Source organism: Flavobacterium saliperosum (assembly GCF_900100625.1).
Taxonomy (GTDB): Bacteria; Bacteroidota; Bacteroidia; order Flavobacteriales; family Flavobacteriaceae; genus Flavobacterium; species Flavobacterium saliperosum.
On record NZ_FMTY01000006.1, the window covers coordinates 23,981 to 38,786 of the forward strand.

Below are 14,806 nucleotides of genomic sequence, written 5' to 3' on the forward strand. Positions count from 1 at the left end.
ATATTTGAACATTGTACAATCGGAAGGGAATTTTTTCCCTTCCTTTTTATTTAATCAAAAATGAAAAAATACCTTTTATTTTCACTGTTCGTATACTGGGGAATGTCGGCACAGAAAAACCCCAATCCGGGCTACTGGCAACAACATGCCGACTACAAAATGGAAGTTTCCATGGATGTGAAAACCTATCAGTATAAAGGAAAACAAACCTTGGTCTACACAAACAATTCACCGGACACCTTACGCCGCGTGTATTACCATCTGTTTAATAATGCCTTCCAGCCAAACAGCGCCATGGATGCCCGTCTGAAATCCATCAAAGATCCCGACGGACGCATGGTAACCAAAGTGAAAGTAAGCGACAAAGAAGTGAAAGAAAGCCGCATTGCCGCTTTAAAACCCAACGAAATAGGGTATTTGAAAATCAGCAACCTGAAACAGGACGGAGTGGCTGCGGTGAATAAAGTCGTGGGAACCATTCTGGAAGTGGATTTGGCAAAACCGTTATTACCAAATACCTCCACTACCTTCTCCTTGAATTTCGACGGACAGGTACCGGTTCAAATCCGACGTTCCGGACGCAACAACAAAGAAGGTGTAGCGCTTTCCATGTCGCAATGGTATCCGAAAATGGCCGAATACGATTTCGAAGGCTGGCAGGCCGATCCCTACATTGGTCGTGAATTTCACGGTGTATGGGGTAATTTCGACGTAAAAATCACCATCGACAAGAACTATGTTCTGGGCGGAACCGGATACCTGCAAAATAAAAACGAAATCGGTCACGGATATCAGGATGCCGGAGTGATCGTAAAACTTCCGAAGAAACAAAAAACTCTGACCTGGCATTTTAAAGCACCCAACGTACATGATTTTACCTGGGCGGCCGATAAAGAATACCTACACGATATCGCACAGGTTCCGGGTGGGGCTACCATACACTTTTTATACAAAAACAATCCGAAAATACTCGAAAACTGGAAAAAGCTGCAACCGGCTACCGTTCGTTTGATGGAAATTTTCAACACAGTCGTGGGTAAATATCCCTACGAACAATATTCCGTTATTCAGGGTGGCGACGGCGGCATGGAATATGCCATGTGTACCCTGATTTTAGGAGAAGGCAGTTTTGATGGTTTATTAGGCGTTACAGCGCACGAAATGGCCCACTCCTGGTTCCAGCACGTATTGGCAACCAACGAAGCCAAAAACGGATGGATGGATGAGGGTTTCACCACATGGCTGGAAAATTACGGCTTAAATGAGATCGCCGATAAAAAAGTGGAAAACCCACATGCCGATTCGTATGCCGGGTATTATTTTCTGGTAAAATCCGGGAAAGAACAGCCACAAACCACACATTCGGATCGTTACGACGAAAACCGTCCGTACAGCATTCAGGCCTACAGCAAAGGGAATATCTTCCTGTCGCAATTGGAGTACCTCATCGGGAAAGACAACCTGATGAAAACCATAAAACGCTACTATGCCGATTACAAAATGACGCACCCTACTCCCAACGACATACGATATACTGCGGAGAAAGTTTCGGGAGCAAATCTAGACTGGTACCTGACCGAATGGACCAAAACCACCAATACCATTGATTACGGAATAAAATCGGTGGACGAAAACGGAAAAGCCACAAAAGTAACGCTGGAAAGAATCGGAAGAACCCCCATGCCGTTGGACATTATGGTAACCTACGAAGACGGAACCCAGGAAAGTTTTTATGTACCGCAAACCTTAATGCGCTGGACAAAAGACAATCCGTTCCCGAAGGTAAAAAGAACGGTTACCGAAGGTTGGGATTGGGCCTATCCTACTTTTGAATTTACCATCAACAAAGAAAAAGGAAACATCAAATCCATCGTCATAGACCCAAAAGAATTAATGGCCGATATCAACAAAGCCAATAACGTTTACAAGAAATAAGAGGTAAAGCTGTCTGAAAAGGCAGCTTTATTTTTTTAAAGAAGCTGCGCAACGGAAAATTAAGATCTGATACCTCATTACAATACGACCGTCATCTGAAACTCAACATTCATAGTATTAAATCCCGCATTCGACCCCTGAAATCCGGCATTGGAGACATGGCGAAGGCTCGGACGAAAATCGAAAGTTAGGGTAGCTGCTTTTAGAGAAATCCCAAGCGCAATGACATCCGAAAAGGCAAACCCTTTAGACAAGCGTTCCGTTTCCGTATCGGTAATCATGGGACCAATACTGCCCAAAAGATAAATGTCAAACGATTTCGCAATGGGTGTCCGGACCACTATCCCTATATTCAGGATATAATCCTGCACCGTTTTCCGTTTGGTGAACCGTTCCCTGAGCGCTTCATAATCGGGTTCGTGGGGTTGCACGAAATACCTATTCAAAAGCTGGTGTTTCCCGAAATTGACCTCCGGCTGCACCACCATTTCATAACGAAAGTGAGTAGCTGTTTTAAAAACATACCCAAGATGGATTTTATAAAAACTGTTGGTGTAAGTGTAGTTTTTGTTCTTAAGCTCATTGCCCACACCATAGGCAATACCCACTTGAAAGCGCTGTTTTTGCTGTTGCCCGTAAACAAATCCAAAAAACAGTATTGAAACAAAAATATACACCCGTTGTTGAATCATAAAACACTTACTTATTCTGATGCTACAATAAAAAAAGCACAACCAAACAGTTGCGCTTCTGTTGTTCAAATGAGCGGACTAATGCAGGTAAAATTTCTTAACCTTGGCGACAATCTCGTTAAGACTCATTTTATCGGCAGGTTCCACGGCTTTCAGTTTGGTCGAAATATTTGATTTGTCCCCGTTAATCATTTTGCTGAGTTCCGTTTTGGTTTCGGCAGGGCCAAAAACATACAATTCATCGGCATATTTGGTATGATTGACCACATCTTCCAAAAAATCATGCATTTGATGTTTGCGGCGTTCTTCAAATTTTCGTTCGTCGTTTACGTGTTGTCTTCCCATGAAGGTGCCTTTATTGCCGCCGTGATCATGATAAATTCGGTTCTCAATGGAGGAATCCACTTCGGTAACCTTTTCTTTCCCGTCCTGAAGGGTAACCAAAATCGCTCGCGAAGAGTCAATCCAGATACCAGTTTGTCTTACTGTTTTCATAATGTGTCGTTTTATTGTGTGAAATCGATTTCTTTACTGGTCCAAACTACAATGATACCCAAGTCTTCACTGCCAAATCCATCGTTAGCGCTATAAGTATATGCATTCTGAAATATTTGTAAATCAATAGTTTGCATCTTCATTTGCTTTTAAATTTACGAAAAAAGAAAACGGCGCTCCGGGTTTTGAACGTTAATTTCGGTAATAGGGCACAACATTCCGATAAAAGGAAAAACAGCAATACCGGTTCCGATTTCCATTTCGGACCCGAACTTCGTATATTTGCCCCTGAAATGAAAAATAACTACCCGAAGCACGAAAAGCTCAAAAGCAAAACCACCATCGACCTACTGTTTTCCGAAGGGAAATCGGTGTCGAAATATCCGTTGCGTCTGGTATACGTTCCGGTTACACTGGAAGAAGATGCGCCACTTAAAATGGGTGTTTCCGTTTCTAAAAAATACTTCAAAAAAGCGGTGGATCGCAATTATTTCAAACGCGTGTTGCGTGAAACCTATCGCCTGAACAAACAATTGCTGTTGGAAAATCTGGAACAGCCTTACGCTTTCATGTTTTTCTATCAGACCAAAGACCGACTTTCCTTTTCGGAAATCAACGAGAAAACCATACAGTTGTTTCAGAAGTTTGTGGAGGCCACCCAAACCGGGAGTAAATAATTTCTGAACAAAACGTACTTTTCTTAACCGCTTTTGCGTTACTATCTTAAAACCAAAAGCTTATGAGAACGCTATTCCTTTACTTAGCCTTGTTATTGATTCCGATGGCCTGCAAAGAGGCCGTTTCGGAAGACCGAATAATGTCCGTTTCCGCCACTGAAGAAGCGGTAGAAGCCGCCCTTCCGCCTCACCCGAAAGAAGAGGCCATGATGGATGCGGATAGGGATGCTTCGGAAAATGCGTCTTCGGAAGAAACAACCCAACCCAAAATCATCAAAACCGGAAACCTGCGTTTTGAAACCCCCAACCTTGACGAGTCGTTTGTCCACGTACAGAAAGCCATTCTGAAATACAAAGCAACCGTTCAGAATGACGAATCCGGAAAAAATTATGAATCCGTTTACCGGAATATTGCCATTCGCGTTCCCAGTGTTTCTTTTGATGCTTTTATTGCTGAAGTCAGTCAGGGTGTGAAACATTTCGACCGCAAAGAAATGTCGGCACAGGATGTTACCGAAGAATACATCGACGTGGAAGCCCGACTCAATGCCAAAAAAGTATTGGAAAAACGCTATTTCGAATTGTTGGGCAAAGCCACTAAAGTTTCGGAAATGCTGGAAATTGAAAGTTCGCTTTCGGCGGTTCGGGAAGAAATCGAAGCCAAAGAAGGGCGGTTGCGATTTCTTCAGAGTCAGGTTGCCATGAGTACGGTCCATCTGGAAATGTACACCACCAATCCTTCCGAAAGCGGCGCCACTGCCTCCTATTTCGGAAAAATGGGTAATGCCCTGAAAGGCGGGTTCAATAACATTGCAACTTTCTTTCTCGGAATGTTACACGTTTGGCCATTTATACTTATTTTCGTGGTAGGGTTCTTCTTCCTCCGAAGACGATTCCGACGAAAAACAACTTGAAAATGATATCATTACTGAAAAAAAAATATGTTATTCCGGCACTGGCGAGCGGGTTTTTGTTTGTGGGCGTAAGTTTTAAACAGGACTTTTTTGAAATTGCCAAACAGATTGAAATCTTCACCACGCTTTTTAAAACCGTAAATCAGAACTACGTTGACGAAGTCAATCCGGGCGAACTGATGGATAAAGCAATCAAAAGCATGTTGGCCGATCTGGATCCGTACACGAACTACTTCAACGAACAGGATGTGGCGCGTTTTAAAATCAATTCGACCGGAGAATATACCGGCATCGGGGCGATGATCAACCGTAAAGACGGCCGACTGATTATCGTAGAGCCGTATAAAAACTTCCCTGCCGATAAAGCCGGACTGAAAGCCGGAGACGAGATCATTCAAATTGGTGATGTGAATCTGGTGGATTTCAAAGAAGATGCCGGAACCCTTTTGCGCGGAGCAAAAAACACCAAAGTCGACATCAAATACAAACGTCAGGGCAAACTGCTGACCACGCAAATCATTCTGGATGAAGTGGATGTGAAAGCGGTTCCGTTCTTTTCCCTGCTTTCGGATAAAACTACCGGATACATCGTGTTGTCACAGTTTAATGCCAAAGCTTCCTTTGAAGTGAAAGAGGCCTTAACGAAATTAAAAGGCGAAGGTGCCTCCAAAATCATTCTTGATTTACGCGGTAATCCGGGCGGTTTATTGCACGAAGCGGTGAACATCTGCAATCTTTTCGTGCCGCAAAACGAGGTTATTGTAACCACAAAATCCAAAACCGACAAACACAACAACACCTACAAAACCCAAAAAAACCCCATCGACCTGGAAATTCCTTTGGTGGTTTTGGTAGACGGTAAAAGTGCTTCCGCTTCGGAAATTGTGGCCGGTGCGTTACAGGATTTGGACCGGGCTGTGATTGTTGGGACAAGAAGTTTTGGAAAAGGTTTGGTGCAACGCCCGTTGGATCTGACGTATGGTACGCAGGTAAAAGTGACCATTTCAAGATACTACACACCTTCCGGACGCTGTATTCAGGCCTTAGATTATACCCACAAAGACAAGGACGGTAAAGCCGTTCGTACGGAATCCAAAAATTACAACGCCTTTAAAACCCGCAAAGGAAGAACCGTTTATGATGGTGGTGGTATTCAGCCCGATGTGGAATTGGCTGAAGCCAAACAGAGTACCATTGCCTCCGCCTTGTTAAAAAGCGATGGTATTTTCAATTTTGCAACCGACTATTATTACAAAAATCCGAATCTGGGAACGACGATTCCAACTTTGAATGATGCCGATTTTGCGGCTTTCAAAGCGTTTCTGAAAAAAGATAACTTCCAATTGGATACCGAAACCGAAGTGGCCTTGAAAAACACCATGGCCATCGCCAAAAAAGAAAAAATCGACGAATCAATTATGGTGGAATATCAGCAATTACTGACAGCCCTGCAACGCAGCGAAGAAAAAGAACTCGACAAAAACAAAGCCGAAATCAAAGATTTACTGTTGGACGAAATCATAAAAAGATACCAGTACCGTGAAGGACTATACCAGTATTACACCAAAAGTAATCCCGAAATTGCCAAAGCGGTCAACGTGTTAAACAACACGGCTGAATATAATAAAATTCTGAAAAATTAAATTTAATGCGGTTTTTAGTTTCCGCTATCTTTTTTATGATAATTTTGTGCTTATTTAAATTTCCAAAAAGTGAGTTCACACAGCAGTAACCATCTGAACAAATTAACTTTAGGTGGTCTAATTGTAACCTTAGGTATTATTTACGGAGACATTGGTACGTCACCCCTATACGTAATGAAAGCCATTGTTGGCAAACAGGCCATTGATACCGATGTGGTTTTGGGTGCCATTTCCTGTATTTTCTGGACATTGACATTACAGACTACTTTCAAATATGTCATTCTTACCCTTAGGGCCGACAACAAAGGAGAAGGCGGGATTTTTTCCCTTTACACGTTAGTTAAAAAACTCAAGAAGAAATGGCTGATTGTGCCTGCTATCATTGGAGGTAGTGCGCTTTTGGCTGATGGGATTATCACGCCGCCCATCTCGGTTTCTTCGGCAATTGAAGGGTTAAAAACCTACAACCACGATTTAAATACGATACCGATTGTTATCGCCATCCTGTTCATACTCTTTTTCATTCAGCGTTTCGGAACCAAATTTGTCGGCAAGTTTTTCGGTCCGATGATGCTGCTTTGGTTTGGAATGTTGGGAATCTTAGGAGGCATCCATTTGTTTGGGAATATTGCCGTTCTGAAAGCACTGAATCCGTACTATGCCATTCATTTGCTGCAGGTTCACAACGAAGGATTCTATGTGTTGGGATATGTTTTCCTTTGTACCACGGGAGCCGAGGCTTTGTATAGTGATTTGGGACACTGCGGCATTAAAAACATTCGTATCAGCTGGATTTTTGTAAAAACCATGCTGGTCATCAATTATTTCGGACAAGGAGCCTATTTAATTGCGCACAGCGGAAAAACATTAACCGAATTAAGCGGTAACCCAAGCAATCCCGGAAACCCATTCTATCTTGTGATGCCGGATTGGTTTTTGCCTTTCGGAATCGCGATTGCAACTTCGGCAGCGGTAATTGCTTCCCAAGCATTGATTAGCGGTTCGTTTACCCTGATTTCAGAAGCCATGCGTTTGAACCTTTGGCCAAAAGTACGCGTAAAATACCCAACCGAACTGAAAGGACAGTTGTACATTCCATCCATCAACTGGTTGTTGTTCATCGGCTGTGTATTCATTGTGGTACACTTTGAAGAATCCGGAAACATGGAAGCCGCCTATGGTTTGGCCATCGTACTTTGTATGATCATGACCACCATTTTGCTTGGCTTCTTTATGGTCTTAAAACGGTACAACCCCTTCTTTATCGTACTGGTGCTGGCAACATATTTGTCCATCGAAATTTCCTTCTTCATGGCCAACATCCAGAAATTCTCCCACGGTGGTTACGTTTCGGTCTTCATTGCCGGTTTGTTAGCCTTTGTAATGGTGGTTTGGTTTACGGCGAAGAAAATCCGAAAAGAATATACCGAGTTTGTTAAGATTGACAACTTCAAGAAAGTGATTTCCGATTTAAGTAATGATCTTTCCATTCCGAAATATGCAACCCATCTGGTCTATTTAACCAATGCGGGAATGAGTGATGAAATCGAATCAAAAATTGTATATTCGATTTTACAGAAACGACCGAAACGGGCCGATATCTATTGGTTCGTCCACGTGAATGTAACCGATGAACCGTATGAAATGGAATACCGTGTTAGGGAAATGGAAAAGGACGATATCATCCGTGTGGATTTCTATTTAGGGTTCCGTGTGGCCCCGCGCATCAACCTGCTGTTCAAAAAAGTAGTGCAGGATTTGGTGAAAAACGGCGAAGTGGACATCACCAGTCGCTACGAATCCTTGCAGCGAAATAACGTAATTGGTGATTTCAAATTTGTACTGATAGAAAAATTTATTTCATATGATAACGATTTCCCTTGGTATGAACGAATTATTTTAGATATTTACTTCTTGCTGAAAAAAATCAGTTTGTCGGAAGAACAGGCCTTTGGTTTGGACAGCAGTTCCGTTAAAGTGGAACAGTATCCGATTTTAATCCATCCGCCGGGAGAAATCAATTTGCACCGAATAAAAGACCGTAGTCACCATTAAAATGAAAAAAACGCTTTTCCTTTTGCTATTGTTCGCCAATCTTGTTACTGCACAGGAAGAGGTAGTACATTCCGTTTATTTCGAGTTTGACAAGTTCAGCCTTGATGAAAAACAAGCCGATGATGTGGTAGCCTTCGTAAAAGCGATTGATACTTCCAGAATTGAAAGTGTTCAGATTTACGGCTATTGCGACGACCGCGGAAAAGATGCCTACAATTACAAACTTTCCATGAACAGAGCCAATACGATTAAGGCCAAGTTGATTGAAAAAGGAATTAAAAATATCATCATCGTAACCATTGAAGGAAAAGGCCGTATCTTGATTGATGACGATATCGTGGACAATCTCCCCGAAGTACGCCAGAAAAACCGACGTGTCGATGTGGTGATGAACTTCAAACCGGTACCGCCAAAACCAATTCCGGGTGTTTATAAGGATATCAAAAAGGACCTGATTGTGGGCGACCGCATTTACCTGGAAAAGATTTTGTTCGACAACGGCAGCAGCAAACTTACCGCAAAATCGAAATTGGAACTGGAACGCGTGGCACGCATCCTACACAAATACAAAAACATTGAATTCGAAATTCAGGGACATATCTGTTGTACACCCACGTTTCAGCGTGAGGCGATCGACAAAGACACCCGAAAACGAATGCTTTCCATCAATCGTGCCGAATCGGTTTACAAGTATTTGATTTTCAAACGAATCGACAAAAAAAGAATGACCTATAAAGGCTACGGAAACACCCGCCCTTTAGGAAATGGGCCCGATCAGGACCGACGCGTGGAATTGGTTATCACAAAAATTTAACGGCTTATGAAGAAACTTTTTACGCTACTTTTTTTATTCGGCCTGACATTTTGTTATTCTCAGGAGCTGACGCAGGTGAAGACCGATAAATATTCTGTTTATTTCGAATTCGACAAACATAAATTAACCGACGAGGAAGACAAACGACTTAACGATTATGTAAAAAGTCTGGGCGACATCGTTATCCTTTCCATCGGCTTGGAAGGATTTTGTGACGACAGGGGCAGTATCGAGTACAATCGTGGTCTTTCCCAACGCCGTGCGAAAACCGTGTCGGATATTCTTCAGGAAATTGCTTCCAAACAGAAAAACGTGGAAGGAAAAGGAAAAATCGATTTGCGGATTACGGAACTTCAATTAAACGATGACGAACTGGATGCTACCCGTCAGTTGAACCGAAGAGTGGACATCTATCTGGAATATTTTCACAATGATTTCATCGATTTAAGTAAGCCGAAAGATTCGCTGCCTACCAAATTGCAATTGGAAAACCGCCAGCTGCGTTTGAAAACATTTGAAGACAAACCACTTAAAGTGGGCGATATCATCAAACTTAAAGACTTGTATTTCGAAGGCGGTCGCGCCGTTTTGCTGCGGAAATCGGAAAAACAGCTGGAAAAGCTGCTAACCGAACTGCGAAACAATCCGAATTTCAAATTCCAGATTCAGGGTCACGTTTGCTGTATCGATACGGAATATTTCCGTGATGCGGTAGATGAAGACACCGGAATCAGTAACCTTTCCGAATCCAGGGCCAAAGCCATTTTCGCTTATCTGAAAGCCAACGGTATCCCCGAAGAACGGATGACGTATAAAGGTTTCGGTCGGGATTATCCTTTGGAAGGCGAAAAAGAACGCAACAACAAACGCGTAGAAATCAGCATTACCAGTATTGATTAAGCCTTTTTCATTTCGATGTGCGGAATGTCGTCTTCCAGATACATTTCGCTGGTTGGCACAAAACCGTGACTTTCATAAAATTCCTGCAGGTACAATTGCGCGGAAATCGTGATTGCCGTGGTGTTATAATAATCCGAGATCCCTTTAACGGCTTCGGAAATCAAATCATGTCCCCACTTTTTATCGCGGTACGTCGGCTTTACGATAACCCGTCCTATAGAAGCGTTATCGAAATACGCTCCGGGCGGAAACAAGCGGGCATAGGCCACTAAAACACCGTCAAACATTCCCAAAAGATGCAATGCCTTCTCGTCTTTGCCGTCGATGTCCTGATAGACGTAATTTTGCTCCACCACAAACACTTCAGATCGCAGTTGCAACAATTGATATAATTCTGAGAGAGAAAGTGCCTTAAAAGGCTTTATTTCGAATTTTGGCTTCATTCTGCTGCGTTTTTAAAAATTGTATCGATTTGATAATGGATTCCAGTTCGAAAATCATATCGCGTTTGGTACTCGACGGATTATAGGCAAAACCTTCCACAATAATGTACCGTTTGTTTTTAAGGTCCTTAATCGCGTAATTGATGAACGGTCCGTTCATGAAATTGTTATGCAATTCCCAGGTGCCACGAATTTCAAAGGCCTGCCGCTCGTCAATCTGAGTTTCCGTAACATACGGATAATAACTTTCTTCGGTTATCATGGCTGATTTGTCCAACATCCCATGAATGTATTTTTTTCCGATGGAATCCCGAAGACGTATCGAATTTTCAGCAATTTCACCGTTCTTAAACGCCGAGATGGGCACCTGATAAATCAGCAGGCTGGCATTTCCGGAAGGTATGTCTTTCTTAAGCCAGATGAACCTGTCTCTCACCAACGCATAGGAAAAACTGTTTGGAATCTGGAGCGAGACGTGGAACTTCTGCCTGATCAGTCTATCGTTAAAAAGGGCTTTGGCGGAAATTTTCTGGTTCTCGATAATCTCATAAAACTTGATGCTGCTAACAAGTGTCGCGGCATGCAAATCGAGGGTTTCAATGATTTCTTTCAGATTGTGGCCGGTGATGTAAAACACGTTTTGTGGTGCCGCATATTTGTCCATTACGTGTTTGAATTCGGCATTGGATGCTTTACTGACCACCAGAATATTTCTTCCCAACCGCACATTGCTGTCGAAAATCTTTGGCGAAAACTGGTTGATGGTAAATAAAGGCTCCTCTTCCTGAAGGCCGTCTACCGGAGCGGCGAGTTTTTTACGCAGGCTGTCGCCCACATCACCATTCCATAAAACATCGTCGATAATAATGGAAATAGTGTTGATTTTCCCTGTAGAGGCGGGTAAAACCAAATCGTCCTGCTTTACTTTCTTTTCGCAGGAGAGTAGCAGTGACACCAAAAAGAGGCAGAAAAAAAAATTCGCTTTTCTCACTGTGGTTAGTTTGAAAAGCGAATTTAGTAAATTATCCGTTGATTTTGAGTTTCATGCCGGGTCTAATGTTGTCTCCTTTAATGTTGTTGAGTTTTTTAATCTCCGCCACCGTAGTGCCTTGTTTCTTGGAAATGCTGATTAAAGAATCGCCTTTCTGAACCACATACATGCGTTCTTTTTCAAGACTGCGTTCTTTAATGGAGGATTTCTTAACCTCTTTTCTCTCTTCTTTTTCCACTGAAGCTACAGCTTCCTCTGCTGCCAGAACTTTTAATTCCTGACCGGCTTTGATGCTTTCGTCGGCAAGATTATTCCACTCTTTCAGTTGCGCAATAGTGATGTTATTTTTCGTTGCAATCTGCGTAAGATTTTCGCCTTTCTGAACCACATACACTTTAGAGTTGTCTGCTACTGCCGTTTTTGGCTCTGCTGTTTTCACAACAGGATCAGCCACTTTAAGCGTATCGACTTTCTTCTTTCGCGCTGCCGATTTCTCTGCAACAACCACCGAAGTTTCATATTGTATTTTCAGTTTCTGACCCGCATTTACATTAGAGCCTTTAAGCTTGTTCCACTTCTTCAGCTGGGCCATGGTAACATGGTTCTTTTCGGAGATTTCCGATAGATTGTCGCCCCGCTTCACAGTGTAATATTTGGTTCTGACCTTTTTAACCGATTTGGCCGATACTTCGTCTTCCCCATAATCGGCAGAATACGTATTGGAAGCAATAGCAGTTTGAGTAGAATCGGACAGAATGTTTCTTGGCTTTTTAACTTTGAATTGCTGTCTTTCCCTCTTGCTGTCTTCATAATCAATATAGGCGTACACCTTGTCTTCATTGGAAGTGAAAACCGCCAATTTGTTTTTCGGCAAACGGATATAGTGGGCTTTATCGGTAACAAAAGGCACCACATTGCGTTTGTAAATCGGATTCAGAAAGCGCAATTGTTCTTCCGGCATGTCCAACAAATCGGCAATCTGTTTGAACGACATTTGCTTTTTCACCATTACCGTATCGGTTTCGAAATAAGTAACCGAGGCTTTTTTAGGGACAATCCCGTGTTCTTTTTTATATTCATACACATACATCGTCGCATAAAACGCAGGCAAATAGCCTTGGGTTTCCGGATGCATGTACTTTCTGATGTTCCAGTAATTGGTGTGTCCTCCCGAACGGCGAATCGCTTTCGAAATGTTTCCCGGTCCGGTGTTGTATGATGCCAAAACCAAATCCCAATCCCCGAAAATACGATACATGTTGGTGAAATACTGACAAGCCGCTTCGGTTGATTTCAACGGATCGTAACGCTCGTCCACATACGAATTCACTTCCAGTTTGTATTGTTTCCCGGTTTCATACATGAACTGCCATAAGCCGCTCGCACCTACTCTTGATTTCGCCAACGGATTCAAAGCCGATTCCACGATGGCAAGGTATTTGATCTCCAACGGAAGATCGTATTTGGACAATTTGGACTCAAACATAGGGAAGTAATATTCGGATACTGCCATCAGACGTTCGAAAGCACGCGGACGGTTTTTTAGAAACGATTTGATTACATTTTCCACCGTTGGATTATACTCCACGTTGAACGGCGATTTTTCGTCCAGTTTTTTCAGACGTTCTTTTAAAAGATCGGTTGATAAATCATAGCCAACCGTTTCATTGTTGTCCACTTTAGCGATTTCCGATTGCATTTCATCAAAAAGTTCCTGATTATTAAGTTCCTTCATCCACATTTCATCAATGCAGTTGCTGGTCTCGTGGTACACGAAAGTCGCTTTAATAGAATCAAGATACGATAGCTTTGGGAGCTGAGTAAGTTGAACCTCCTTTTCGGCAATCTCCTGAGCGTTGGCCGCCAGAGAGAAAATCCCGAATACTAGGGAAAATACTTTTGTTTTATTCATACTTGTTATTTTAACTCATTATCATTCAATCTCTTATCAATATTTACAAACATAATAGGTTATAACATAAAAATTGCTTAAAAATTGTTAAAAAATGAAACTTTAACTTAATATCGCCGCAATTCCGGGTAGTGTTTTGCCTTCCAGCATTTCCAGCATGGCCCCGCCACCAGTGGAAACGTAGCTCATTTTTGATTCAAAACCGAACTGTTTTACAGCGGCCACCGAATCGCCTCCGCCTACTAATGAAAAGGCGCCGTTTTTTGTGGATTCTGCAATAAAGTTACCCAAAGTGATGGTGCCTTCCGCAAATTTTTCCAGTTCGAAAACGCCTAACGGACCGTTCCAAAGAATGGTTTTCGAGTTTTTAATTACGTCTTTCAGGGCTTCCAACGATTTCGGACCCACGTCCAACCCTTTCCAACCCTCAGGAATATTGTAAACATCGACAATTTGTGTATTGGCTTCATTCGAAAACGCATCGGCTGCTACCACATCCACCGGTAAGTGAATCTGAACGTTTTTCGCTTTGGCTTTCTCCATGATTTCCAAGGCCAACGCCATTTTATCGTCTTCACAAATCGAATTTCCGATGTTCCCACCCAAGGCTTTGATGAACGTAAAGGTCATTCCGCCACCGATAATCATGTGGTCGATTTTATCCAGAATGTTTTCGATAACGGTAATCTTAGAAGACACTTTCGATCCGCCAAGCACCGCCGTTACCGGTTTTTCAGAATTATTCAGTACTTTGTTTAAGCTTTCGATTTCTTTCGCCAAAAGCAATCCGAAGCATTTGCGTTCCGGGAAAAACTGAGCGATAATGGTTGTCGAAGCGTGCGCGCGGTGTGCCGTTCCGAAAGCATCATTCACATAGATGTCACCTAATTTTGCCAATTTTTCTGCAAAAGCCACATCGCCTTTTTCTTCTTCGGCATAAAAACGAAGGTTTTCCAATAATAAAACTTCACCGGGTTGTAAATCGGCCGCCGCTTTTTCAGCCACATCACCAATACAATTGGAAGCAAATTTTACAGGAACACCCAAAACTTCAGCCGTTTTCGCCACTATGTGTTGTAAGGAATATTTTTCTTCCACGCCTTTCGGTCTTCCCAGGTGTGACATCAAAATAACACATCCCCCGTCTTTTAAAATTTTGTCAATGGTTGGTTTGGCCGCTTCAATTCGGTTGGCATCCGTTACGTTGAAATGGTCGTCCAACGGCACGTTAAAATCGACACGGATGATGGCTTTTTTACCTGAAAAATTAAAATCGTTAAGGGTTCTCATTTGGGTGTTATTTTGTTGATTGTTTATTCTTTAATCAGCAAATAT

General features: G+C 42.5%; 14 protein-coding genes. 7 read left to right on the top strand and 7 right to left on the bottom strand.

Features of this window, described 5'->3' with window-relative positions; translation table 11 throughout:
* The first annotated feature begins 60 nt into the window (after positions 1–60).
* Positions 61–1,935 carry a M1 family metallopeptidase gene (locus BLQ05_RS10935; RefSeq protein WP_023576275.1) on the top strand — a complete coding sequence of 625 codons (1,875 nt, stop codon included), beginning with the start codon at positions 61–63 and terminating at the stop codon, positions 1,933–1,935.
* Positions 1,936–2,012: 77 nt separating this feature from the next.
* Here the strand turns inward: BLQ05_RS10935 and BLQ05_RS10940 are convergent, their stop codons facing one another.
* The 3 genes from BLQ05_RS10940 to BLQ05_RS13915 all read right to left on the bottom strand — a co-directional run bounded on the left by BLQ05_RS10940 (position 2,013) and on the right by BLQ05_RS13915 (position 3,259).
* Positions 2,013–2,627, bottom strand: coding sequence for an acyloxyacyl hydrolase (locus BLQ05_RS10940; RefSeq protein ID WP_023576274.1), 615 nt, complete (start codon positions 2,625–2,627; stop codon positions 2,013–2,015).
* A 78-nt stretch (positions 2,628–2,705) separates the two neighbouring features.
* Positions 2,706–3,122 (bottom strand): hypothetical protein, encoded by a 417-nt coding sequence (locus BLQ05_RS10945; protein ID WP_023576273.1) that lies wholly within the window; start codon positions 3,120–3,122, stop codon positions 2,706–2,708.
* Positions 3,123–3,133: 11 nt separating this feature from the next.
* A complete protein-coding gene (locus BLQ05_RS13915) occupies positions 3,134–3,259 on the bottom strand; it encodes a hypothetical protein (protein ID WP_023576271.1) in 126 nt (41 codons plus the stop codon).
* A gap of 156 nt (positions 3,260–3,415) precedes the next feature.
* Between BLQ05_RS13915 and rnpA the strand changes: the two genes are divergently transcribed.
* The 6 genes from rnpA to BLQ05_RS10975 all read left to right on the top strand — a co-directional run bounded on the left by rnpA (position 3,416) and on the right by BLQ05_RS10975 (position 10,125).
* On the top strand, positions 3,416–3,799 hold the full coding sequence (rnpA, locus tag BLQ05_RS10950) for a ribonuclease P protein component (protein ID WP_035654447.1): 384 nt from the start codon (positions 3,416–3,418) through the stop codon (positions 3,797–3,799).
* A gap of 62 nt (positions 3,800–3,861) precedes the next feature.
* The gene (locus BLQ05_RS10955; RefSeq protein ID WP_023576270.1) at positions 3,862–4,713 is read left to right on the top strand and encodes a DUF4349 domain-containing protein; all 852 of its coding nucleotides are present in this window, start codon (positions 3,862–3,864) and stop codon (positions 4,711–4,713) included.
* Between the two features lie 2 nt (positions 4,714–4,715).
* Positions 4,716–6,356, top strand: a complete 1,641-nt coding sequence (locus tag BLQ05_RS10960; RefSeq protein WP_023576269.1) for a S41 family peptidase — start codon at positions 4,716–4,718, stop codon at positions 6,354–6,356.
* A gap of 69 nt (positions 6,357–6,425) precedes the next feature.
* A complete protein-coding gene (locus tag BLQ05_RS10965) occupies positions 6,426–8,411 on the top strand; it encodes a KUP/HAK/KT family potassium transporter (protein ID WP_035654432.1) in 1,986 nt (661 codons plus the stop codon).
* A gap of 1 nt (position 8,412) precedes the next feature.
* Positions 8,413–9,225, top strand: coding sequence for an OmpA family protein (locus BLQ05_RS10970; RefSeq protein ID WP_023576267.1), 813 nt, complete (start codon positions 8,413–8,415; stop codon positions 9,223–9,225).
* A gap of 6 nt (positions 9,226–9,231) precedes the next feature.
* A complete protein-coding gene (locus BLQ05_RS10975; RefSeq protein ID WP_023576266.1) occupies positions 9,232–10,125 on the top strand; it encodes an OmpA family protein in 894 nt (297 codons plus the stop codon).
* Here BLQ05_RS10975 and BLQ05_RS10980 read toward each other — a convergent pair.
* From BLQ05_RS10980 to BLQ05_RS10995, 4 genes are all read right to left on the bottom strand, one after another.
* Entirely contained in the window at positions 10,122–10,568 is a 447-nt protein-coding gene (locus BLQ05_RS10980) for a GNAT family N-acetyltransferase (RefSeq protein ID WP_074460135.1), read from the bottom strand. The two genes, BLQ05_RS10975 and BLQ05_RS10980, sit on opposite strands and share 4 nt — an antisense overlap.
* Positions 10,537–11,559, bottom strand: coding sequence for a DUF4837 family protein (locus BLQ05_RS10985; protein WP_023576264.1), 1,023 nt, complete (start codon positions 11,557–11,559; stop codon positions 10,537–10,539). Before BLQ05_RS10985 ends, BLQ05_RS10980 begins: the two co-directional genes overlap by 32 nt.
* 31 nt (positions 11,560–11,590) lie before the next feature.
* Entirely contained in the window at positions 11,591–13,471 is a 1,881-nt protein-coding gene (locus BLQ05_RS10990) for a LysM peptidoglycan-binding domain-containing protein (RefSeq protein ID WP_023576263.1), read from the bottom strand.
* 102 nt (positions 13,472–13,573) lie between these two features.
* On the bottom strand, positions 13,574–14,761 hold the full coding sequence (locus BLQ05_RS10995) for a phosphoglycerate kinase (RefSeq protein WP_023576262.1): 1,188 nt from the start codon (positions 14,759–14,761) through the stop codon (positions 13,574–13,576).
* Between the last annotated feature and the right edge of the window lie 45 nt (positions 14,762–14,806).